At 55.7% G+C, this 22459-nt stretch carries 20 protein-coding genes, 1 pseudogene and 1 other annotated feature; of the genes and pseudogenes, 17 read left to right on the top strand and 4 right to left on the bottom strand.

Annotation, left to right across the window (positions count from 1 at the left end; all coding sequences use genetic code 11):
* Nucleotides 1-89 precede the first annotated feature (89 nt).
* Nucleotides 90-896 (top strand): annotated as a pseudogene (locus tag JHD74_RS22565) (HAAAP family serine/threonine permease); the annotation flags it as partial.
* Between the two features lie 134 nt (nt 897-1030).
* A complete protein-coding gene (locus JHD74_RS22560; protein ID WP_024528619.1) occupies nt 1031-2398 on the top strand; it encodes an L-serine ammonia-lyase in 1368 nt (455 codons plus the stop codon).
* Between the two features lie 42 nt (nt 2399-2440).
* Here JHD74_RS22560 and JHD74_RS22555 read toward each other — a convergent pair whose 3' ends face one another.
* Nucleotides 2441-3646: a serine hydrolase gene (locus JHD74_RS22555; RefSeq protein WP_199063539.1), complete on the bottom strand. Its 1206-nt coding sequence runs from the start codon at nt 3644-3646 to the stop codon at nt 2441-2443.
* Between the two features lie 416 nt (nt 3647-4062).
* Here JHD74_RS22555 and JHD74_RS22550 point away from each other — a divergent pair, with 416 nt between their 5' ends.
* The 6 genes from JHD74_RS22550 (at nt 4063) to rimO (ending at nt 8877) form a co-directional block, all read left to right on the top strand.
* A complete protein-coding gene (locus JHD74_RS22550; RefSeq protein WP_199063538.1) occupies nt 4063-4719 on the top strand; it encodes an HAD family phosphatase in 657 nt (218 codons plus the stop codon).
* Nucleotides 4720-4792: 73 nt separating this feature from the next.
* A complete protein-coding gene (locus tag JHD74_RS22545; RefSeq protein WP_199063537.1) occupies nt 4793-5413 on the top strand; it encodes a glutathione S-transferase family protein in 621 nt (206 codons plus the stop codon).
* A 52-nt stretch (nt 5414-5465) separates the two neighbouring features.
* Nucleotides 5466-5882: a YjaA family stress response protein gene (locus JHD74_RS22540; RefSeq protein WP_074028892.1), complete on the top strand. Its 417-nt coding sequence runs from the start codon at nt 5466-5468 to the stop codon at nt 5880-5882.
* Between the two features lie 63 nt (nt 5883-5945).
* Nucleotides 5946-6365, top strand: coding sequence for a GNAT family N-acetyltransferase (locus JHD74_RS22535; RefSeq protein WP_024528614.1), 420 nt, complete (start codon nt 5946-5948; stop codon nt 6363-6365).
* A gap of 11 nt (nt 6366-6376) precedes the next feature.
* Nucleotides 6377-7357 (top strand): magnesium and cobalt transport protein CorA, encoded by a 981-nt coding sequence (locus JHD74_RS22530; RefSeq protein ID WP_024528613.1) that lies wholly within the window; start codon nt 6377-6379, stop codon nt 7355-7357.
* Between the two features lie 188 nt (nt 7358-7545).
* Nucleotides 7546-8877, top strand: a complete 1332-nt coding sequence (gene rimO / locus JHD74_RS22525) for a 30S ribosomal protein S12 methylthiotransferase RimO (RefSeq protein WP_024528612.1) — start codon at nt 7546-7548, stop codon at nt 8875-8877.
* 77 nt (nt 8878-8954) lie between these two features.
* On the opposite strand, the gene JHD74_RS22520 is transcribed toward rimO, so the two are convergent.
* From JHD74_RS22520 to JHD74_RS22510, 3 genes are all read right to left on the bottom strand, one after another.
* The gene (locus JHD74_RS22520; protein ID WP_199063536.1) at nt 8955-11348 is read right to left on the bottom strand and encodes a glucose/quinate/shikimate family membrane-bound PQQ-dependent dehydrogenase; all 2394 of its coding nucleotides are present in this window, start codon (nt 11346-11348) and stop codon (nt 8955-8957) included.
* Nucleotides 11349-11466: 118 nt separating this feature from the next.
* Nucleotides 11467-13560: a TonB-dependent receptor PqqU gene (pqqU, locus tag JHD74_RS22515; RefSeq protein ID WP_370592695.1), complete on the bottom strand. Its 2094-nt coding sequence runs from the start codon at nt 13558-13560 to the stop codon at nt 11467-11469.
* Nucleotides 13561-13958: 398 nt separating this feature from the next.
* Nucleotides 13959-14783: an SDR family oxidoreductase gene (locus JHD74_RS22510; protein WP_024528609.1), complete on the bottom strand. Its 825-nt coding sequence runs from the start codon at nt 14781-14783 to the stop codon at nt 13959-13961.
* A 283-nt stretch (nt 14784-15066) separates the two neighbouring features.
* On the opposite strand from JHD74_RS22510, the gene hisL reads away from it, so the two are divergent.
* From hisL to hisIE, 9 genes are all read left to right on the top strand, one after another.
* The gene (gene hisL / locus JHD74_RS22505; RefSeq protein ID WP_100396937.1) at nt 15067-15114 is read left to right on the top strand and encodes a his operon leader peptide; all 48 of its coding nucleotides are present in this window, start codon (nt 15067-15069) and stop codon (nt 15112-15114) included.
* Nucleotides 15090-15225 (top strand) — a sequence feature (His leader region). Its footprint overlaps the gene before it by 25 nt.
* A 69-nt stretch (nt 15226-15294) precedes the next feature.
* Nucleotides 15295-16194 carry an ATP phosphoribosyltransferase gene (gene hisG / locus JHD74_RS22500; protein WP_021179966.1) on the top strand — a complete coding sequence of 300 codons (900 nt, stop codon included), beginning with the start codon at nt 15295-15297 and terminating at the stop codon, nt 16192-16194.
* Between the two features lie 4 nt (nt 16195-16198).
* On the top strand, nt 16199-17506 hold the full coding sequence (gene hisD, locus JHD74_RS22495; protein ID WP_199063534.1) for a histidinol dehydrogenase: 1308 nt from the start codon (nt 16199-16201) through the stop codon (nt 17504-17506).
* The gene (gene hisC, locus JHD74_RS22490) at nt 17503-18567 is read left to right on the top strand and encodes a histidinol-phosphate transaminase (protein WP_199063533.1); all 1065 of its coding nucleotides are present in this window, start codon (nt 17503-17505) and stop codon (nt 18565-18567) included. Before hisD ends, hisC begins: the two co-directional genes overlap by 4 nt.
* 8 nt (nt 18568-18575) lie before the next feature.
* Nucleotides 18576-19643, top strand: a complete 1068-nt coding sequence (hisB, locus tag JHD74_RS22485) for a bifunctional histidinol-phosphatase/imidazoleglycerol-phosphate dehydratase HisB (RefSeq protein WP_199063532.1) — start codon at nt 18576-18578, stop codon at nt 19641-19643.
* A complete protein-coding gene (gene hisH / locus JHD74_RS22480) occupies nt 19643-20233 on the top strand; it encodes an imidazole glycerol phosphate synthase subunit HisH (protein WP_021179970.1) in 591 nt (196 codons plus the stop codon). Before hisB ends, hisH begins: the two co-directional genes overlap by 1 nt.
* A gap of 5 nt (nt 20234-20238) precedes the next feature.
* Nucleotides 20239-20976 carry a 1-(5-phosphoribosyl)-5-[(5-phosphoribosylamino)methylideneamino]imidazole-4-carboxamide isomerase gene (gene hisA, locus JHD74_RS22475; protein WP_021179971.1) on the top strand — a complete coding sequence of 246 codons (738 nt, stop codon included), beginning with the start codon at nt 20239-20241 and terminating at the stop codon, nt 20974-20976.
* Complete coding sequence (gene hisF, locus JHD74_RS22470; RefSeq protein ID WP_021179972.1) at nt 20958-21734, top strand: imidazole glycerol phosphate synthase subunit HisF; 777 nt, start codon at nt 20958-20960, stop codon at nt 21732-21734. The genes hisA and hisF overlap by 19 nt, the downstream gene beginning before the upstream one ends.
* Nucleotides 21728-22345 carry a bifunctional phosphoribosyl-AMP cyclohydrolase/phosphoribosyl-ATP diphosphatase HisIE gene (hisIE, locus tag JHD74_RS22465; RefSeq protein ID WP_021805010.1) on the top strand — a complete coding sequence of 206 codons (618 nt, stop codon included), beginning with the start codon at nt 21728-21730 and terminating at the stop codon, nt 22343-22345. The genes hisF and hisIE overlap by 7 nt, the downstream gene beginning before the upstream one ends.
* The last annotated feature ends 114 nt before the right edge of the window (nt 22346-22459 follow it).

Genomic DNA, 22459 nt, shown 5'->3' with positions numbered 1-22459 from the left:
CCCCCCCCCCCCCCCCCCCCCCCCCCCCCCCCCCCCCCCCCCCCCCCCCCTTTTTAGTTGGCATCGTCGGCAGCGTCAGATGTGTATAAGAGACAGTGAGTATCCTGGTATTCCCGTTTGTTGCGGTGCTGATGCTGCTGGCGCTATACCTGATCCCTAACTGGAGCAGTGCCATCTTCGAAAACGTCTCACTGGCCGGTTCTGGCGGCAGCCTGGGCCACGGCCTGGTGATCACCCTGTGGCTGGCAATCCCGGTTATGGTGTTCTCGTTCAACCACTCACCGATCATCTCCGCCTTTGCAGTCGCAAAACGCGAAGAGTACGGCGTGGACGCTGAGAAGAAATGTTCCCGCATCCTGGGCTACGCACACATCATGATGGTGCTGACCGTGATGTTCTTTGTTTTCAGCTGCGTGCTGAGCCTGTCCCCGGCGGATCTGGCCGAAGCCAAAGCGCAAAACATCTCCATCCTGTCTTACCTGGCTAACCACTTTAACAACCCGGTGATCGAGTACATCGCACCAGTCATCGCCTTTATCGCCATCACCAAATCCTTCCTGGGCCACTACCTCGGTGCTCGTGAAGGCTTTAACGGCATGATTGCCAAATCGATGAGAAGCCGTGGCAAAACCATCACCACCCACAAGCTTAACCGCATCACTGCCATCTTCATGCTGGTGACCACCTGGATCGTTGCCACACTGAACCCAAGCATTCTGGGTATGATCGAGAACCTGGGCGGCCCAATCATCGCGATGCTGCTGTTCCTGATGCCGATGTATGCGATCCGTAAAGTGCCTGCCATGCGCAAGTACAGCGGCCACATCAGCAACGTATTTGTGGTCGTGATGGGCCTGATTGCCATCTCTGCCATCCTGTACACCCTGTTCGGTTAATAGCGCTCAGCCGGTGCCTTATGGCACCGGTTATCTCGAATCTCCCCCTCCTGCCCCGCCGCGAACTCAAGCATGACCCATATGCCCCCTAAACGGCAGGCTGAGGGAATTAACTTCAAGAAGGAAGCGAGACTATGGTCAGCGTTTTCGATATTTTCAAAATTGGCATCGGCCCTTCCAGTTCCCACACCGTCGGCCCGATGAAAGCCGGTAAACAGTTTATTGATGATTTGCAGGCCGCCGGGCAACTCCACGATACAACGCGGGTGGCGGTTGACGTCTACGGTTCACTGTCACTGACGGGTAAAGGGCACCATACCGACATCGCGATTATTATGGGCCTGGCGGGCAATCTGCCCCATGACGTGGACATCGACAGCATCGCCGGCTTTATTCGTGATGTAGAGCAGCGTGGCCGCCTGTTGTTGGCAAAGGGGGTGCACGAGGTCGATTTTCCACAGCTTGGTGGCATGAACTTCCACAGCACTAACCTGCCGCTGCACGAAAACGGCATGTCGATCAGCGCCTATGCTGGCGATCGGTTACTTCACAGCAAAACCTATTACTCCATCGGCGGCGGATTTATCGTTGATGAAGAAAACTTCGGCCAATCGGCCAACAATAGCGTTGCGGTCCCCTACCCTTATCGTTCCGCGCTGGATTTGCAGCAGCACTGCAAAGATACCGGGCTTTCACTTTCCGGTTTGGTGATGCAGAACGAGCTGGCATTGCGCAGCAAAGCAGAGATCGAAGCGCACTTTGCCGACGTCTGGCAGGTGATGCGTGCCGGTATCGAACGCGGTATGAATACCGAAGGGTTGCTCCCCGGCCCGATGAAGGTACAGCGCCGTGCCGCCGCCCTACGCCGCATTCTGGTAACCGGTGACAAGAACAATATCGACCCGATGAACGTAGTTGATTGGATCAATATGTTCGCGTTCGCGGTCAACGAAGAGAACGCAGCGGGTGGCCGAGTGGTAACGGCCCCCACCAACGGTGCCTGCGGTATCATTCCAGCGGTGCTGGCGTATTACGACCAGTTTATTCGCCCGGTGAACACCAACTCCTACAGCCGTTACTTCCTGACTGCCGGTGTGATCGGCACGCTGTACAAGATGAATGCTTCAATCTCCGGCGCTGAAGTGGGCTGCCAAGGGGAAGTCGGCGTTGCCTGCTCAATGGCGGCAGCTGGTCTGGCGGAGCTGATGGGCGGCAGCCCGGCACAGGTTTGTATCGCCGCAGAGATTGCCATGGAGCACCATCTTGGGCTGACCTGCGATCCACTGGCCGGACAGGTTCAGGTGCCTTGTATCGAACGTAACGCGATTTCTGCCGTGAAGGCGGTCAACGCCGCACGTATGGCACTGCGTCGCACCAGCGAGCCGCGCGTTTGCCTGGATAAGGTGATCGAAACCATGTACGAAACCGGCAAGGACATGAACTCCAAATACCGCGAGACCTCTCAGGGCGGATTAGCCATCAAGGTAGTGGCGTGTAATTGATCTGGCAGAAGGGGCCACTGTTGGCCCCTTATCAAACAAAGATTAGCCGAAAATACCGCCGAACCACTGGGTCAACTTCATCATCACAAAGTCCCACATGCGGCTAAAGAAGTTCCCTTCCTTCACTTCCTGCATCACCACCAGCGGGTGCTGTTCGATAGTTTTGCCATCCAGTTGGAAATCGATGGTACCTACCACCTGATTTTTCGCCAGCGGCGCTTCCAGCGTCGGTTGATTAAGCTTGTAGCTGGCCTTCAGGTTTTTCATCTGCCCCTTGGGAATAGTGACGGCGGCATCCTTCGCCACGCCCAGCAGCACCTCGCCCACGTCACCAAACCACACTTTCTGCGTCACAAAGGCTTTATCGGCCTTGATTGGCGTTGCGGTTTCATAGAAACGGAAGCCCCAGGTCAGCAACTTCTCGCTTTCGCTAAAGCGCACACGGTCACTCGGAGCCCCTAGCACCACAGAAATCAGGCGCATTGGGCCATCGGTGGCCGAGGCGACCAGGTTATGCCCGGCCCCGCCGGTGTAACCGGTTTTGATACCATCCACATTCAGGTTGGTGCTCCACAGCAGGCGGTTACGGTTTATCTGGCGGATCTTGTTGAAGGTGAACTCTTTTTCTTTATGCAACGCGTACTCATCCGGCACGTCGCGGATCAGCGCCTGGCTCAGCAACGCCATATCGCGTGCGGTGCTGTACTGCCCTTCGGCATCCAGACCATGCACGGTCAGGAAGTGGGTATTTTGCAGGCCGAGGGACTTGCCATAATTGTTCATCAAGCCAACGAACGAATCCTGGCTACCCGCCACGAAGTCCGCCAAGGCGATGCTGGCGTCGTTACCTGACTGGATGACGATGCCTTTATTGAGTTCCGATACCGGTACCTGGTCGCCAGGTTTGATAAACATCAAAGAAGAACCACGAAGCACCGGGTTGCCGGTTGCCCAGGCATCTTTGCCCACGGTGACCAGATCGTCCGGTTTGATTTTACCGGCTTTCATTGCCTGACCAATCACGTAGCTGGACATGATTTTAGTCAGGCTCGCGGGATCCAGGCGGGTATCCGCATTACCTTCTGCCAGGATCTTGCCGCTGTTGTAATCCATCAAGACATAGGCTTTCGCATCGACCTGTGGTGCGGCCGGAGCCTCTGCTGCCTGTACGGTAGGCACAACCAACAACATGACACCTACGCTGAGGGCCAATTTACCAAGAGGAGTGGAACGGTTATTTTTCATCATGACGTCGCCAGAGTGTCCATTCAAACCATTGAAATAGCGTTAACTTTCAAACATGTTCACGTTTTCAGCCAACCAGCGAGAGTGGCACGAGGCCGCGCTGCCAACCGCGAAATACCCAGCGGCTCCCATTTGGGCCAACGCGGCACCAAAAGTGCCCTCGCTGTGAGTTTATTAGATTGCTCTTATTTTTGCAGGGTTTAGGCTGATTTTTCTGCATTTTTACATAACTGTACGTTACCGCAGAGAAATTGGTTGGAAATCAGGCTATGTGCCAGGTTATGCAAACTTTCAACAAACCGTCGCCGCACTGTCATCAAAGTTACTTATGCTCTGCGCATTTCACCGCGGCAACTGGCTCGCAGCCGCGCGTATCCGTTATCCTGTAGCCCGCAGCATTCCTTGCCGGAGAAATATTGATGGATTTAGCCCTGTTCGACCTGGATGAAACCCTGATTGATGATGACAGCGCCAGCCTGTGGGTTCGCTGGCTGGTGGCCGAAGGGTTCGCCCCGGCAGAGTTGGAACGCCAAGAGCAACTGTTGATGCAATCCTATTATCAGGGCCAGCTGTCGATGGAAGATTATATGCAGGCAACGCTGGTTCCGCTGGTGGGCCTGAGTACCCAGACCGTCGCCGGTTGGGTGCAGCGCTATATTCGCCGGGATATCCTGCCCCGCGTCTACCCCGCGGCACGCGAACGCATGCAATGGCATCGCGAACGCGGCGACTGCATTCTGGTGATTTCTGCTACCGGCGAACACCTGGTTACCCCCATTGCCGAGCAACTGGGAGCCGATGGCGCGCTGGCGATCGGTGTCGAAGTGGCAGATGGCCGTTTTACTGGCAATACCTACGGCACCATGACCTATCAGCAGGGTAAGGTCATCCGCCTGCAACAATGGTTGCAGCAACACCCTGAGCTGCAATTTGCCCATAGCCACGGCTACAGCGACTCCATTAACGATAAAGCCATGCTGGAGTACGTCGACAGCGCTACCGTCATCAATCCCAATAGCGATCTGCGTGCGCTGGCAGATCGGCACGATTGGGAGGTCTGCCACTGGGAACGCTGATTTCAAGGTGACAAAAACGGCTTTGTAGCGTAGGTATGAGGGTTACTTTTATCTGTCGATGAAGAGGTGCTTTGTGCTGACCATTTGGGGCCGTGAAAATTCCAACAACGTCAAAAAAGTGCGCTGGTGTGCCGCAGAGTTAGGGCTGAATTACACCCATATCAACGCCGGTGGTGCCTTCGGCAAGGTTAACGAAGAACCTTACCGATCGCTTAACCCCAACGGCCTTGTGCCGCTGTTGCAGGATGGGGATTTCGTGCTGTGGGAATCCAATACCATCGTGCGTTATCTGGCGGCCAAGTTCGGCCAGACGCCATTTTACCCGCAGGATCTCCAGGCTCGCGCTGCGGCAGAAAAATGGATGGACTGGAATACCTCAACCATTGCCGCCCCCTTCCGCACCGTGTTCTGGGGTATGGTTCGCACTCCGCCCGAAAAGCGCGATATGGCTCAGATTAAGGCCGCCATTGCTGAACTGGAGCAACACTTTGCTATCATCGAACGCACATTGGCTGAGCAGCCCTATCTCTCAGGCCAAGAGTTCGGCATCGGCGATATTCCGCTCGGCAGCTTTGTTTACGCCTGGTTTTCCATGCCGATCGAACGCCAGCCCAGCCCGCATATGGAGCGCTGGTATCAACGGTTGTGCGCACGCCCTGCTTACCAACACTCAGTAATGATCCCACTCACTTGATTGCCATAGTGCCCCTAACGGGGCACTTCGTACAACGGAGGTACGAAGCAGTATGTCATTGTTTTATTTACAGGTACGCCGTAACCATCTGACATTGAAAAGCCTTGATACCCAGAAGAGCGCCGCTAGAGTCGGGCCTTTCAGCACTCAACGGCTGCTGATCGGCCAGTTTTTTATTGCCGAATACTGCCTGCACAATCTGGTACCGCAGTTCTTTCCTGGGTTTATCAACCAGCTTAAACGCCGCCATTTTCGTCATGACATCGTGATCCATGCGATGGAAATGTTGGAAGGCGGCGTTAGCCAGGTAGAGCAGCGGATCCTGCAGGAAATTACCGTTGCAAGCTTCCCCAAAGGATATCACTCAGTTTATGCAGACCCACATCCCCTGAGTGATGATAGGGTAAAACGCATTTTCTTAATGAATTCTGACCAGGTGCTTACCGCCGCCGATCTCAAACTCACCTAAATTTCAATATGTTGCATTTTCCCTGTGCTGTGCTTAAGTTAGTTGAACCATCCAGGAGGCACCATGAAAATCACCGTAACAGATGCTCTACAGCCAGAAGATACCGAAGAGATTCGCAATCATTTGAAGACTTTTAACTACCAATTTGTCGGCGATATCCTGAACAAAAACATCGGGGTTTTTGTCCTGGATGATCAGGGTAATAAACTCGCCGGGTTAACCGGCAGCACCGTAGGCCGCTGGCTGAGCATTGAGCTGCTATGGGTTTCCGATACATTGCGGGGCGAAGGGGTCGGCAGGAAGATAATCCAGACGGCCGAACAGCAGGCGATTGCCGCAGGGTGCCGCTATGCTCGGGTGGATACTTTCAGTTTCCAGGCTCGGCCATTCTACGAAAAACAGGGCTATCAGCTTCAGATGACACTACACGATTATCCGGTAGAGCATGAACGCTATTTCTTCACCAAAACCCTCACAGACTGACAGGTAACGCGATGGAAACCCAGGCAATGGTCATCAACTGCGTGGCGTACAAGGCCGGTAAACGGCTGACCGACGTGACGATTGAGGATATCAGCGAAGTGGTCAAGGAGCCGGATACCTTTATCTGGCTGGGCTTGTGGCAACCGGAAGATGCGTTCATGCGCAAGATCCAGGAGGAGTTCGGTCTGCACGATCTGGCGATCGAAGACGCCCTTTGCGCCCACCAGCGGCCAAAAATAGAAACCTACGGTGACTCGCTGTTCATCGTGGTGAAAACCGCACAGTGGATGAAAGAAGAAGTCGAATACGGTGAGACCCACTTTTTCGTTGGTAAAAACTTCCTGATCAGCGTGCGCCACGGTGCCTCTTCCAGCTATGCCCCTATCCGCGCCAAGGCAGAGGAAAACCCCAAGCAGCTGTGCTACGGGCCTGGTTTCGCGCTGTATTCGGTATTGGATTTTATCGTCGACAACTATCGCCATATCGTCGGCAAGTTTGAAACGATGATCGAAGACATCGAGTCCAACATGTTCAGATCGGAGTTTGACGAAACCGCCATCGAAAACGTCTACAGCCTACGCCGACACCTGCTCGGCCTGCGTAATGCTGCCCTGCCGATGGATGAGATCTGCAACCAACTTATTCATCTGCACGAGGATGTGATCCCCAAAGAGCTGCGGGCCTACGTTCGCGACGTACAGGACCATACTCGGCAGGTCGCCAGCACGCTAGACGATATGCGTGAAATGCTGACCAACGCCATGCACGTCAATCTGGCATTGGTGACCGTCAAACAAAACGAAGTGGTTAAGCGATTGGCTGGCTGGGGGGCGATCCTGGCCATTCCAACGGTGATCTTCAGCCTGTACGGCATGAACTTCGCCGATATGCCCGAATTGAAGTTCCCCTGGGCTTACCACACCACTCTGGGCGTCACCGTCGCCGGTTGCTTCTTCCTGTACCAAAAACTCAAGCGTTCCGGCTGGTTATAGATCGCCAGCAAAACGGCCTATACTGCCAGGGCCAAGACTGCTGCTGGCTACGTTACGTAGGGCGCTGCATGCGCCCGTCTGGCTTTGTCATCAATCTGGGCCATTTTTGTTTACGCCGCCAACATATAACGGTGTAATTTCCCGTTGCCCAAGTGTAAAATCCGCCCGTTTCTATTTTGGATTGAGCTATGTCACAAACTATGACCCCAAAAGCCCCCCGTGTCGGCTTTGTCTCACTAGGTTGCCCGAAAAACCTGGTTGATTCTGAACGGATCCTGACTGAACTGCGTAACGAAGGTTACCAGGTAGTGCCCCGCTATGATGATGCCGAGCTGGTGATCGTGAACACCTGCGGCTTTATCGACAGCGCCGTTCAAGAGTCGCTGGAAGCAATCGGTGAAGCCTTGAACGAGAATGGCAAGGTGATTGTGACCGGCTGCCTCGGTGCCAAGGAAAACCAAATCCGTGAGGTGCATCCGAAGGTCCTGGAAATTACCGGGCCGCACAGCTACGAACAGGTTTTGTCCCACGTTCACCAATATGTGCCGAAACCGGAACATAACCCCTTTACCAGTCTGACCCCGGCGCAGGGCGTGAAGCTGACGCCAAAGCACTACGCCTACCTGAAGATTTCCGAAGGCTGCAACCATCGCTGCACCTTCTGCATCATCCCATCGATGCGTGGCGATCTGGACAGCCGCCCGATCGGTTCCGTACTGGATGAAGCCAAACGCCTGGTGGAATCTGGGGTGAAAGAGCTGCTGGTGATCTCACAAGACACCTCGGCCTACGGCGTTGATGTCAAACATCGCACCGGTTTCTGGAACGGCCAGCCGGTAAAAACCAGCATGGTCAGCCTGTGTGAACAGCTTTCCAGCCTGGGTGCCTGGGTGCGTCTGCACTATGTTTACCCTTACCCGCACGTGGATGAGGTGATCCCGCTGATGGCAGAAGGCAAGATCCTGCCTTATCTGGATATTCCACTGCAGCACGCCAGCCCGAAAATCCTCAAGCTGATGAAACGCCCTGGCGCGGTTGAACGCACGCTGGAGCGCATCAAGCGCTGGCGCGAAATCTGCCCGGAACTGACGCTGCGCTCCACCTTTATCGTTGGCTTCCCTGGGGAAACCGAAGAAGACTTCCAGATGCTGCTCGACTTCCTGGCCGAAGCCAAACTGGATCGCGTTGGCTGCTTCAAGTTCAGCCCGGTAGAAGGTGCTGCTGCTAATGAACTGGCCGACCCGGTGCCAGAAGAAGTGAAGGAAGAGCGCTTCCATCGCTTTATGCAGTTGCAGCAGCAAATCTCCGCCCAACGCTTGCAAGACAAGATTGGCCGCGAAGTGCTGGTGCTGATCGACGAAGTGGATGAGGAAGGTGCCATTGGCCGCAGCATGGCGGACGCACCGGAAATCGACGGCGCGGTTTACCTCAACGGTGAAGCCAATGTCAAAGTCGGTGACATCGTCAAAGTGAAGATTGAGAACGCCGACGAGTACGATCTCTGGGGTTCCAAGGTCTGACTTCGACCACCGCGAAAAACAATAAAGGGGTTAGCAGCAGTGCTAACCCCTTTATTTATTGGTGAACTACCAGCTAGTTACTTTTCGTCTGGCAGAGCATAAGCAATGACATAGTCACCCCGCTCAGCGGCCTGACGAGCACCACCAGCGCTGATGATAATGTATTGCTTGCCGTTCTTCGGCGATACAAAGGTCATTGGGCCGGACTGGCTGCCCACTGGCAGACGCTCTTTCCAGATCTCTTTCCCGGTTGCCGTATCGAAGGCACGCAGGTAGAAATCCTGAGTACCAGCAAAGAACAGCAGACCGGATTGAGTAGACAAGCTAGCACCCAGCGTTGGCATGCCCACTTCCATCGGCATACGCATTTTAATGCCCAGCGGCCCCGTATCCTGCACCGTACCTACCGGAACCTGCCACACCAGTTTGCCAGACTTCAGGTCTACCGCTGACATGGTGCCGAACGGTGGCTTCTGGCATGGAATGCCCAGTGGGGAGAGGAAGCGTTCACGGATCGCACCGAACGGCGTACCGTCCATCGGAACCAGACCCATTTCGATTCCACTGGCGCCGGTCGGCACCTTGCTGCGTGGCACCATCGAGTTGGCCAGCCCCAAACGCATATCGTTAACAAACATGATGGCATTGTTCGGATCCACCGAGACGCTACCCCAGTTCATCCCGCCCAACGAGCCAGGATATTGTAAAGCACGGTCGATACCCGGCGGTGTATAGACGCCCTGGTGACGCATCCCTTTGAACTCGATGCGGCACAGCAGTTGATCGAGCGGCGTTGCGCCCCACATGTCGGACTCGGTCAGCGTCTCGTTGCCAATATTCGGCATTCCCACCGAGAACGGCTGGGTTTTGGAGTAACGTTCGCCAGGCACATTGCCCTGCGGTACTTCACGTTCTTCCACTTTCGCCACTGGCTGACCGTTCTCACGGTTGAGCATAAAGATCATGCCCTGCTTACTGGTTTGCACCAGCACGGGTGTCGTGCCACCCTTGCCGTCTGGCAGATCGTACAGTAACGGTTGGGAAGGCAGGTCAAAATCCCACAGGTCATGATGCGTGGTTTGGAAATGCCAACGCACTTTGCCACTGGTGGCATCAACAGCCACAATGGAAGAGCTGTATTTATCATCCAGCTCGGTGCGCTCGCCGCCAAAGAAGTCAGGCGTGGCGTTACCGGTCGGCAGATAGATCAGATTCAATTTGGCGTCGTAGGACATTGCGGACCACACGTTCGGCGTACCGCGCGTATAGGTTTCCCCCACTGGCGGCAGCTTGGTAATGGCCGGGTTACCCGGATCCCATGCCCAGGCAAGTTCACCAGTATGCACATCATAAGCACGTACCACACCAGGAGGTTCGCCGGTAGAGAAGTTATCCGCTACGCGGCCACCGACCACCACCAGGTTACCCGCCACCAATGGGGTTGAGGTTTGCTGGTAATAACCCGGTTTAACTTCGCCCATGCCCGCTTTCAGATCGACAGTGCCGTTATCGCCGAAGTCGGCGCAAGGTTTGCCGGTATCGGCATCAATGGCAATCAAACGCGCATCGATGGTTGGCAGGAACAGACGGCGTTCGCACATGGCCGGTGCCGAAGCGCTAGCGGCAACCACTGGCGATGAGGCTGGTTGAGCCGCATTGTCGTAATAACCCAGGCCACGGCAACGCTGCCAGTTAGGTGCAGAGGCTTTAGGATCGTAGGACCACAACTCTTTGCCAGTATCCGCTTCCAACGACAGCACTTTGCCGTAAGCGGTACAGACATACAGGGTATTGCCGATCTGCAGCGGAGTATTCTGGTCTTCTGCACCGGAACCGTTGCTTTGTGGAATATCGCCGGTATGGGCAATCCACGCCACCTTCAGCTTGCTGACGTTAGACTTGTTGATCTGATCCAGCGCGGCAAAACGGTCACCGTGGGTGGTATTCCCCCAATGTTCCCAGTTTTTCTGCTCACTACCGGCAGCCACCGGTTTAACCGGAATATCTTCCTTGGCCGCCACCAGCGGCGTAGGCACAAAGGTGTAACCAAATCCGGCCACCAGCGCAACCGCCAGCAACCCAGCCAAAGAATAGCTGACAGAGCCGCGAACCGGATGACCGGCACGTTTCTTCAACCATGGATAGGCCAACGCGGCCAGGAAGGCCAGCACGCCGAACATAAACAAGCGTGAGAACAACGGCCAGAAATCCAGGCCAACATCCCACAACGCCCAAATCAGGGTGAACACAAAGGCCAGCGCATACACCCATATACCTGCAGGTTTGAGCTTGATCACCAGTACCGCAGCGATCAGCATCACCACCCCCATCAGCCCAAAATAGAGGCTCCCTCCCAATGAAGCCAGGTAAACGCCGCCGATTGCCAGCGCGAGGCCGATGACGCCCATCAGCCCCCCCAGCAGCCACATCAAGTAATTCCCTATACTTCGTTTATTGCCTGTCTTTGCCATATTCACTTTCTCCCACCGCTAGCAACGCGCAAATTTTGGCGCACTCACTGGTGTCATAAATAACCATCCCAAGATAACAACTCAACGGGGGTTAGGTTCCCCGCTGTACTCCTGCTTACTACTCAAATGAATAAGCAACACTCATGCCCCCACCCCAGTTTCTGCCTGGAGCGGGTTCGAAATAGCGGCCATTGCCTTCGTTGACAATCACCGAGCCGACGTACTGGCGATCAAACAGATTGTCCACCCGGCCAAAAACGGTAAATTGCCAGTTCCCAACCGGGTAGCGATATCCGCTATTCAGCGCCGCCACGGTGTAGGACGGTGCCTGCTGTGAATTCTGATCGTTGGTCTGGATATCGCTCATATAGCGCAGTTCAGCACCGGCGAACCAACCCTGAGGCGGCGACCAGGCCAGCGAGGCGTACCCCATATTGCGGGCAATCCCCGGCAGGCGGTTGCCCTTCGGCACCTGTTTTGCGGCAGAACAGATGCTGTCGCCGCAGACATCATCGCGGTAAGTGGCATCCAGCAGCGTCCAGGCCATTTGCAGACGCCAGTCGTAGTTGAACTGTTGATCCAGCGCTAACTCCACCCCACGGCGACGGGTTTGCCCCGCGTTCTTGTAGCTGGTGCGGCCATTGCTGCTCTCATCGACGACAATTTCGTTTTTGGTATCGGTCTGGAACAGCGCCGCGCTGAACAGGCCGTTGCCGATACGGGTCTTGCTTCCCAGTTCAACGGTATCGCTGGTAGCAGGTTTTAGATCTAGATTGAGCCCCGCCACGCCACCTGGGCGATAAGAGAGTTCATTGATGGTAGGGGTTTCAAAACCACGCCCGGCGGAAGCGTACACGTTCCAGGCTTTGGTCAACGCATAGTTGAGCGAGCCTACTGGCAGCCACTGGTGATAGCGGGCATCGCCACTGTCGTCGCCATTACTGCCGGTAATATAGCGATCGTTGGAGTCGAAATTGACGGTGCTGAAGCGCACTCCGGCATCCAGCGTCAAACGTTGTGTCAGGTTCCAGGAAGTTTGCAGATAGGGATCCACATTCCACATCAGGTTGCGTTCATCCCGCCGTAGATTACCCTTGGTCCCCAATTCGTTAACGCCGTTAACTACCGTGAAATTCTCATAGCCTTTGCGCTGCTCGGTCATGGTTTCGTAGTCGAGCCCACCCGTCAGGCTGAACGGCAGCGTGGCGATTTCACCGCGATGAGTCCAGCGAGTATCGATGCCCTGGTAATGACGAGCCAGAGAGATCACTCCGCCGGGATGTTGTTCACTACGCTGCTGTACGGCCACTGGAATTGACTGATACTGCGTGGTTTCCCGCTCACCGGCGTAAGTCATGATGCTCAGATCGTCATTGGCGCTCATCTGACGTTCATAGCGCAACCCGGCCTGGGTTTGTGAGATGGTTTTACGCGTGTTGTATTGATCTGCTCTTGGGGCCTGGCGCGGATTGTCGTGCCATTCAGCTTCGGTTAAACCACCGGGATCGTCGGCATTAATATCCACCGAGTTAAATAACAGCGTCAGGGTGCTGACATCATCAGTGCGCACACCCAAACGCGCGTTACCCAGGTTCTTGCGTGCCCCACTGTGGTCGCGGAACCCTTCGGTGGTAAAACGGGTCGCGGAGACGGCGTAGTTCACATCACCGGCGTGCGTACCATCGCCGGTTGCACCGCTGGCTTTCATGCCGTAGCGCCAGGTGCCGTCACTGCCGCTATACATACCCGCTTCAATCTTGTCTGGCTGTTGGCCGGTTTCGGTTTCTACATTGATGACGCCACCGGAAGCGTTGCCATACAGTGCGGAAAACGGCCCGCGCAAAACCTCCACCTTATCCACTGAATTGAGATCGATATTCGACGTTTGCCCTTGGCCATCCGGCATGGTGGCAGGAATACCATCCACATAAATGCGTACGCCGCGTACGCCGTACATTGAGCGCGAGCCAAACCCACGGATTGACAGTTGCAAATCTTGCGCATAATTCTGGCGATTTTGAATTTGCAGCCCCGGCACACTGCCCAGCCCTTCGGAGATATTAATCTGCGGCCTGGCCTGACGAAGTTCATCGCCATTAAGCACGCTAACCGCAGCCGGAGTACTCAATTCTGAAAGACCGCTGCGCTTGGCCGTGACCACCATGGAAGATTGGTCCACTGCCCGATCGCTGGCTTGTACGTTTACCGCCATACACAGAGCGCAAGGTAACAGCGCAGAAATGGTGATAGGTGAGATCGCTGTATTTTTTTTATTAAGAAAATTCATGTAAAAACTGCCATTAGACGCTTGAGAGGATAGGTACCTTTTAGAAAAAACCGAGCGTATGTTAATACTTATCGCAACAGTTTGAAAATAGCGGAGAGAAACTCAAACTTCCGTTAACTCGAATTTTACACAAATGATAAATATAAATGATGAGTCTTAAATGGGGGAATGTGAAGGATTTAGATTATTGCTATCAATATCAATGCGTAAAATTAATTTCCTTATAATTTAGTCATGTTTAATAATCAAACTGAGAGAGTAAAAAAATAAGCAAGATTTTTGGAGGAGCACTGCCCCGCAAGCTGCGGGACAGTTTGATTTGGTTAACCGATCGGCATGCGATTTGGGTCTGGGTATTGATATTCAAACCCCAGCTCGTTACAGATACGGCTACCGTCCACCAGCCGCCCTTCTTGTTCATCTTCTTGCGCAAACTGCGGAGGTTGCAGATGCAGTTGCTCGGCCAGCGCCGGGTAGAAATCACGTTTGAGCGGGTGGCCTGGCGCACAAAGATTATAGGTGTGCCCGCCCTTCGGCAGCTTCAGCAGCAGTTGAATGGCCGCAATCACGTCATCCTGATGCACCAGATTGACCCCGTGCGAACCGCCCTTGACGTCAACCTTACCCGCCAGGAAACGGCCTGGATGACGATCTCCACCCACCAGCCCTGCCAAGCGCAAAACGTCCACCGACGTGTTGGGCAATTGATGCAGCCAAAGCTCCAACTCTTCCAGCACTCGGCCAGCCGATGTCACCGGCTTGAGCGGCGAATCTTCCCGAACGGTACCGGTGGTTTCACCGTAAACCGATGTGGAGCTGGTAAAGATAATATGCGGCACGCCAAACGCTATCGCGCTGTCTACCAGCATACGTACGGCATCAAAGTAGCTTGCGCTCCCTTCGACGGTACGGCTGGCTGGCAGAGTGATCACCAACGCATCCGTGTACAACAGCTGTTCCAGATCGTGAGCTTCGCAAATCAGCTCCGGCGTCAGTTCCAGGCGATAACATTCGATACCACTCATCCGCGCGGCTTCTACCCCATCCGGCGTAGTTTTACTGCCAACCACTTCATACCCGTGGCCCATTAACGATAAAGCCAGCGGCATCCCTAACCAACCCAGACCCACAATGGCGACTTTTTTCATCAGTATGCCCCTAAGAATCGACTAACAAGCCCAACTTCACCGTTGCGGAAGGCCACCGGCCACACCGCAGGCGATAGTGAGATACTCCTCTAGGCTACGCCACCGCGCTGGTGGTTACAATCGGTTAACCTTAAGGTTGGGTAAAGCCGCGTACGGCTAATAACTCAGCCGCTTTCAATAAATTAAATTCATAACCACAAAAAAGGGTTGCAAGTTATACAACGGATAGTTTAGCTTAATTAGCACCTCAGCACTGGCTGATCCAATTTTAAAGAGAAATGACATGACTCGCGTTCAGTTCAACCACCATCATCACCATCATCCTGACTAGTCTTTCAGGCGATGTGTGCTGGAAGACGATTCTCGAATCTTCCAGTGGCGCGTAGAACGAACTAAACGCAAGAAAGAGCCCTCGGAAGATATCTTCCGAGGGTTTTTTTTTGGCTCCGGACAGACAGAAAAATAATTTTAATAACAAATTCATAAAATTACAGATTAAACAGAGGTTACCATGTTGGACAAAACACGTTTACGTATCGCCATGCAGAAATCAGGCCGCCTGAGCGAAGAGTCTCAGGAATTGCTGGCCCGCTGCGGCATCAAGATCAACCTGCAGCAACAACGCCTGATTGCCTTCGCCGAGAATATGCCGATCGATATCCTGCGCGTACGTGATGACGATATCCCTGGCCTGGTGATGGATGGCGTGGTGGATCTGGGTATCATCGGTGAGAACGTGCTGGAAGAGGAACTGCTCAACCGCCGTGCTCAGGGCGAAGACCCGCGTTACTTCACGCTGCGCCGCCTGGATTTTGGGGGTTGCCGCCTGTCGCTGGCCACCTCGTTGGATAGCGAATACTCTGGCCCGCAAAGCCTGCAAGACTCCCGCATCGCAACCTCTTACCCGCACCTGCTCAAGCAATACCTCGATAAACAAGGGGTTCGTTTTAAATCCTGCCTGCTGAACGGCTCGGTGGAAGTGGCTCCGCGCGCAGGCTTGGCAGACGCTATCTGTGACCTGGTGTCTACCGGTGCCACCCTGGAAGCCAATGGCCTGCGTGAAGTGGAAGTGATTTACCGCTCGAAAGCCTGCCTGATCCAGCGTGACGGCGAAATGCCGGAAGCCAAACAACAGTTGATTGACCGCCTGATGACCCGCATCCAAGGCGTGATCCAGGCGCGCGAATCCAAATACATCATGCTGCACGCGCCAAGCGAACGCCTGGACGAAATCGTCGCGCTGCTGCCGGGAGCAGAACGCCCGACCATTCTGCCGCTGGCAGGCTCTCAGAACCGCGTAGCGATGCACATGGTCAGCAGTGAGACCCTGTTCTGGGAAACCATGGAAAAGCTCAAAGCCCTGGGTGCCAGCTCCATTCTGGTACTGCCAATTGAGAAGATGATGGAGTAACGCCATGCCAAACTTCAATACCGTCGTCAATTGGGGCTGTTGCAGCGCGGAACAGCGCGCGGAGTTGCTGATGCGCCCGGCCATTTCGGCTTCGGACAGCATCACCCGCACGGTGCGCGAGATCCTCGATAACGTGAAAACCAATGGCGACAGCGCGCTACGTGAGTACAGCGCCAAGTTTGATAAAACCGAAGTCGCGGCATTACGCGTAACGGCAGAGCAGATTGATCAAGCCTGCGCCCGGCTGGGTGACGAGATCAAACAGGCGATGGCCGTAGCCGTCGCCAACGTGGAAACCTTCCACAATGCACAACAACTGCCAGCGGTAGACGTTGAAACCCTGCCCGGCGTGCGTTGCCAGCAGGTGACCCGCCCAATCGATTCGGTGGGTCTGTATATCCCTGGTGGTTCTGCACCGCTGTTCTCCACGGTATTGATGTTGGCTACCCCGGCACGCATTGCCGGTTGCCGCCGCGTGGTGCTGTGTTCCCCACCGCCGATCGCCGATGAGATCCTGTATGCCGCCAAACTCTGTGGCGTGCAGGAAGTATTCCAGGTCGGTGGCGCACAGGCGATTGCCGCCATGGCGTTTGGCACGGATTCGGTGCCACGGGTAGCGAAAATCTTCGGGCCGGGCAACGCCTTTGTCACCGAAGCCAAACGTCAGATCAGCCAACGGTTGGACGGTGCGGCCATCGATATGCCCGCAGGCCCTTCCGAGGTGCTGGTGATTGCAGACAGCGGCGCGACCCCGGCATTTGTCGCTTCCGATCTGCTGTCTCAGGCCGAACATGGCCCGGATTCACAGGTCATTCTGTTAACCCCAGACGCCGCGATGGCCGAAGCGGTCGCCGTAGCGGTTGAGCAACAGTTGGCACAGCTGCCACGGGCAGAAACCGCTCGCCAGGCTCTGGCCAGCAGCCGCCTGATTGTGGCGAAGGATTTGGCCGAGTGTGTCGCCATCAGCAACCAGTACGGCCCAGAGCACCTGATTATTCAGACCCGCAGCGCGCGCGATCTGGTAGACAGCATTACCAGCGCCGGTTCGGTGTTCCTCGGTGACTGGTCGCCGGAGTCCGCCGGTGATTATGCCTCCGGTACTAACCACGTGCTGCCAACCTATGGTTATACCGCCACCTGCTCTAGCCTGGGGCTGGCGGATTTCCAAAAGCGCATGACGGTTCAGGAACTGACGCCGCAAGGCTTTATGACCCTGGCCCCAACCATTGAGATCCTGGCAGCCGCCGAACAGTTGGTCGCCCACAAAAACGCCGTGACCCTACGCGTCGCCGCACTGAAGGAGCAAGCATGAGCATCGAAGAATTAGCACGCAAAAACGTGCGCGAGCTGACCCCGTATCAGTCGGCACGCCGCCTTGGTGGCAAAGGTGACGTCTGGTTGAATGCCAACGAATACCCGGTTGCGCCAGAGTTTCAACTGACCGCCCAGACCTTTAACCGCTACCCGGAATGCCAACCTGCGCTGGTGATTGAGCGCTACGCCGCCTACGCCGGGGTGAATAAAGACCAGGTGTTGGTCAGCCGTGGCGCAGATGAAGGTATCGAACTGCTGATCCGTGCTTTTTGCGAGCCAGGTAAAGACGCCATCCTGTTTTGCCCACCGACTTACGGCATGTACGCCGTCAGCGCCGAGACTTTTAACGTAGAGCGCCGCACGGTCGCCGCCAAAGAAGATTGGCAGCTCGATCTACCTGCAATTGCTGCCAGCCTGGATAACGTCAAACTGATCTACGCCTGCAGCCCGAATAACCCGACCGGCAACCTGCTCGATCCCAACGATCTGCGTAACCTGCTGGAACTGGCCAAAGGCAAAGCGATCGTCGCCATCGATGAAGCTTATATCGAGTTCTGCCCACAGGCCTCGGTTGCTAGCTGGCTGAATGATTACCCGCACCTGGTAGTATTGCGCACACTGTCCAAAGCCTTTGCCCTGGCTGGCCTGCGCTGTGGCTTCACCCTGGCCAATGAGGACGTGATAGCCCTGCTGCTGAAAGTGATTGCCCCGTATCCGCTCTCGACCCCGGTGGCCGACATCGCCGCCCAGGCGCTGAGCACCGAGGGGATCCGCGTTATGCGCCAGCGCGTCACCGAGATTGCCGCCAACCGCAGTTGGCTTCAGCAGGCGTTACAAGACTGCGCCTGTGTGGAGCAGGTCTTCACCAGTGACAGCAATTACCTGCTGGTTCGCTTTACCGCCTCAAGTCATGTCTTTAAAACCTTATGGGATCAGGGCATTATCTTGCGAGACCAAAATAAACAGCCTGGCCTGTCCGGTTGCCTGCGGATCACCATCGGCACCCGTAACGAATGCCAGCGCGTCGTTGACGCACTCAATACTCTGCCCGGCGCATAGGAGCCAACGTGAGCCAAAAATATCTCTTTATTGACCGTGACGGCACGCTGATTGCTGAACCCCCGGAAGATTTCCAGGTCGACCGCCTGGATAAACTGGCGCTGGAGCCAGAGGTGATCCCTGCCCTGCTGGCCTTGCAGCAAGCCGGTTTCGCATTGGTGATGATCACCAATCAGGACGGCCTCGGCACCGCCAGCTTCCCGCAGGAAACCTTCGATCCACCGCACAACCTGATGATGCAGATCCTCAGCTCCCAGGGCGTCAAATTCGACGATATCCTGATCTGCCCGCACAAGCCGGAAGACCATTGCGAATGCCGTAAACCGAAGGTTGCCATGGTCAAAGGCTATCTGGAGCCGGGCGTGATCGACGTGGCCAACAGCTATGTGATTGGCGATCGCCAAACCGATATCCAACTGGCGGCCAATATGGGTATTCAAGGGCTGCTGTACCAGCGTCAGGCGCTGGGCTGGCAGGCCATCACCCAACAGTTGACCAAACGCGATCGCTATGCGCACGTCAACCGCGTGACCAAAGAGACGCAGATTGACGTTAAGGTCTGGCTGGATCGCGAAGGCGGCAGCAAGATCAAGACCGGCGTCGGCTTCTTCGACCACATGCTGGATCAGATCGCCACCCACGGCGGCTTCAGAATGGATATTCAGGTGAACGGCGATCTGTACATCGACGATCACCACACGGTGGAAGACACCGGATTGGCGCTGGGTGAAGCACTGAGTAAAGCCTTGGGCGACAAACGCGGCATCGCACGTTTCGGCTTCGTGTTGCCGATGGATGAATGCCTGGCCCGTTGCGCAATGGATATCTCTGGCCGCCCACACCTGGAATATAAAGCCGAGTTCAACTATCAGCGCGTAGGCGATCTCAGCACCGAGATGATCGAGCACTTCTTCCGCTCGCTGTCTTACACCATGGGCTGCACCCTGCACCTGCGCACCAAAGGCAAAAACGACCATCACCGCGTCGAAAGCCTGTTCAAGGTGTTTGGCCGCACGCTGCGCCAGGCGATCCGCGTTGAGGGCAATACGCTGCCCAGCTCGAAAGGAGTGCTGTGATGAACGTGGTGATCCTGGACACCGGCTGCGCCAACCTCGCCTCGGTCAACTATGCGGTGCAGCGCCTGGGCTATCAGCCACAGGTGAGCCGCGATCCGGAAATCGTGCTGCGAGCCGACAAACTGTTCCTGCCTGGTGTGGGTACTGCACAGGCGGCAATGGACCAGTTGGAACAGCGCGACCTGATCGATCTGATCAAGGCCTGTACCCAGCCAGTGCTGGGGATCTGCCTGGGTATGCAGTTGCTGGCAGCCAGCAGTGAAGAAAATGGGGGTATCAAAACGCTAGGGATTATCGATACTCCGGTAACACAGATGACCGATTTTGGCCTGCCTTTGCCCCATATGGGCTGGAACCAGGTTACGGCGCAGGCCGGCGATCATCTGTTCCGCGGCATCGAGGATGGTGCTTACTTTTACTTCGTTCACAGTTATGCGATGCCGATATGCTCAAGCACCATCGCTCAGGCGAACTACGGCGAGCCCTTCACCGCCGCCGTACAAAAAGACAACTTCTTTGGCGTGCAGTTTCATCCAGAGCGATCTGGCAACGCCGGGGCGCAACTGTTGAAGAACTTTCTGGAGATGTAGGCAGCATGATTATTCCCGCTTTGGATTTGATCGACGGTAACGTAGTGCGCCTGCATCAGGGCGATTACGGCCAACAGCGCGACTACGGCAACGATCCGCTGCTGCGTCTGCAAGACTATCAGCAGCAAGGGGCGCAAGTTTTACACCTGGTTGATTTGACCGGGGCCAAAGATCCGGCGGCTCGCCAGATCCCACTGTTGCGTAAACTGCTGGCCGGGGTAAGCGTGCCGGTACAGGTTGGCGGCGGTATCCGTAACGAACAAGACGTTGCGGCACTGCTGGAAGCCGGAGCCACGCGCGTGGTCATCGGCTCCACCGCAGTCAAGCAGCCCGAGATGGTACAGGGTTGGTTTGAACGCTACGGTGCCGATGCCATGGTGCTGGCGCTGGACGTCCGCATCGACGCCGCAGGCCGTAAGAACGTGGCTATCAGCGGCTGGCAAGAAGACTCGGAAGCCACGCTGGAACAGGTGGTTGAGCAATATCTGCCGTTTGGCCTGAAACATGTGCTGTGCACCGATATCTCACGCGACGGTACGCTGAAAGGCTCCAACGTGGGGCTGTATCAGGAAGTGTGCCAACGTTATCCGCAGATCGCCTTCCAGGCTTCTGGCGGCATCGGCAATCTGGACGATATCGCCCAGCTGCGTGGCAGTGGTGTGGAAGGGGTGATCGTCGGGCGCGCCCTGTTGGACGGTAAATTCAGCGTTGAGGAGGCTATCGCATGCTGGCAAAACGGATAATCCCTTGTCTGGACGTCAAGGACGGGCAAGTGGTCAAGGGCGTGCAGTTCCGTAACCACGAAATCATTGGCGACATCGTGCCACTGGCCCAGCGCTACGCGCAGGAAGGTGCCGACGAACTGGTCTTTTACGATATCACCGCCTCCAGCGATGGACGGGTGGTAGACAAAAGCTGGGTTTCACGGGTTGCGGAAGTGATCGATATTCCGTTCTGCGTGGCCGGGGGCATCAAGAGTGCCGAAGACGCCAGCCAGATCCTCTCCTTTGGGGCGGACAAGATCTCCATCAACTCCCCTGCGCTGGCCGACCCAACGCTGATCAGCCGCCTGGCCGATCGCTTTGGCGTACAGTGCATCGTGGTCGGGATCGACACCTGGTATGAAGCCGCAACCGGCAAATACCACGTCAACCAATATACCGGGGATGAAAGCCGCACCCGAGTCACCGAGTGGCAAACCCTCGATTGGGTACAGGAAGTGCAAAAGCGTGGCGCTGGGGAGATTGTGCTCAACATGATGAACCAGGACGGCGTACGCAACGGTTACGATCTGGAACAGTTGAAGCGGGTACGTGAGGTGTGCAAGGTGCCGCTGATCGCCTCCGGCGGTGCCGGTACCATGGAACACTTCCTGGAAGCCTTCCGCGATGCCGACGTTGACGGCGCGTTGGCGGCTTCGGTATTCCATAAGCAAATCATCAATATCGGCGAACTGAAACGGTTCCTGGCAGAGAAAGGCGTGGAGATACGCGTGTGTTAACAGAACAACAGAAAGCTAAGCTGGATTGGGCAAAAACCGACAACCTGATGCCGGCAATCGTACAACATGCCGTTTCCGGCGAAGTATTAATGCTGGGCTATATGGATCAGGCCGCCCTGGACGTGACCGAGCAAACCGGCAAGGTGACGTTCTTCTCAAGGACCAAGCAGCGCCTGTGGACCAAAGGCGAAAGCTCCGGCAACTTCCTTAACGTGGTCAGCATTACGCCAGACTGCGATAACGATACCCTGCTGATCCTGGCCAACCCGATTGGCCCAACCTGCCATTTGGGTAACGACAGTTGCTTCCATCCGGCAAGCAGCGACTGGGGCTTCCTGTACCAGCTTGAGCAATTGCTGGCTTCGCGTAAAACCGCCAGCCCGGACAGCTCGTACACTGCCAAGCTGTATGCCAGCGGTACCAAGCGCATCGCACAGAAAGTTGGCGAGGAAGGCGTAGAAACAGCCCTGGCCGCCACGGTGAACGATCGCGAAGAGCTGACCAATGAAGCTTCCGACCTGATTTACCACCTGCTGGTGCTGTTACAGGATCAGGAGCTGGATTTGAGCAAGGTGATTGGCCGCCTGCGCGAACGACACGAGAAGAAATAATCCTGTTTTGCAGTGACTCTGTCTCTTATACACATCTGACGCTGCCGACGATGCCAACTAAAAAAGGGGGGGGGGGGGGGGGGGGGGGGGGGGGGGGGGGGGGGGGGGGGGGGG

Source organism: Serratia sp. ASV30 (assembly GCF_016428815.1).
In the GTDB taxonomy this organism is placed as follows: Bacteria; Pseudomonadota; Gammaproteobacteria; order Enterobacterales; family Enterobacteriaceae; genus Chania; species Chania fonticola_C.
This window is presented reverse-complemented; position numbering and strand designations above follow the sequence as displayed.

Excerpts from the sequence above, each read along its gene's own strand:
- JHD74_RS22560 (WP_024528619.1), top strand. The coding sequence starts at position 1,031 with ATGGTCAGCGTTTTCGATATTTTCAAAATTGGCATCGGCCCTTCCAGT.
- JHD74_RS22555 (WP_199063539.1), bottom strand. The coding sequence starts at position 3,646 with ATGATGAAAAATAACCGTTCCACTCCTCTTGGTAAATTGGCCCTCAGC.
- JHD74_RS22550 (WP_199063538.1), top strand. The coding sequence starts at position 4,063 with ATGGATTTAGCCCTGTTCGACCTGGATGAAACCCTGATTGATGATGAC.
- JHD74_RS22540 (WP_074028892.1), top strand. The coding sequence starts at position 5,466 with ATGTCATTGTTTTATTTACAGGTACGCCGTAACCATCTGACATTGAAA.
- JHD74_RS22535 (WP_024528614.1), top strand. The coding sequence starts at position 5,946 with ATGAAAATCACCGTAACAGATGCTCTACAGCCAGAAGATACCGAAGAG.
- JHD74_RS22530 (WP_024528613.1), top strand. The coding sequence starts at position 6,377 with ATGGAAACCCAGGCAATGGTCATCAACTGCGTGGCGTACAAGGCCGGT.
- rimO (WP_024528612.1), top strand. The coding sequence starts at position 7,546 with ATGTCACAAACTATGACCCCAAAAGCCCCCCGTGTCGGCTTTGTCTCA.
- JHD74_RS22520 (WP_199063536.1), bottom strand. The coding sequence starts at position 11,348 with ATGGCAAAGACAGGCAATAAACGAAGTATAGGGAATTACTTGATGTGG.
- pqqU (WP_370592695.1), bottom strand. The coding sequence starts at position 13,560 with ATGGCGGTAAACGTACAAGCCAGCGATCGGGCAGTGGACCAATCTTCC.
- JHD74_RS22510 (WP_024528609.1), bottom strand. The coding sequence starts at position 14,783 with ATGAAAAAAGTCGCCATTGTGGGTCTGGGTTGGTTAGGGATGCCGCTG.
- hisG (WP_021179966.1), top strand. The coding sequence starts at position 15,295 with ATGTTGGACAAAACACGTTTACGTATCGCCATGCAGAAATCAGGCCGC.
- hisD (WP_199063534.1), top strand. The coding sequence starts at position 16,199 with ATGCCAAACTTCAATACCGTCGTCAATTGGGGCTGTTGCAGCGCGGAA.
- hisC (WP_199063533.1), top strand. The coding sequence starts at position 17,503 with ATGAGCATCGAAGAATTAGCACGCAAAAACGTGCGCGAGCTGACCCCG.
- hisH (WP_021179970.1), top strand. The coding sequence starts at position 19,643 with ATGAACGTGGTGATCCTGGACACCGGCTGCGCCAACCTCGCCTCGGTC.
- hisA (WP_021179971.1), top strand. The coding sequence starts at position 20,239 with ATGATTATTCCCGCTTTGGATTTGATCGACGGTAACGTAGTGCGCCTG.
- hisF (WP_021179972.1), top strand. The coding sequence starts at position 20,958 with ATGCTGGCAAAACGGATAATCCCTTGTCTGGACGTCAAGGACGGGCAA.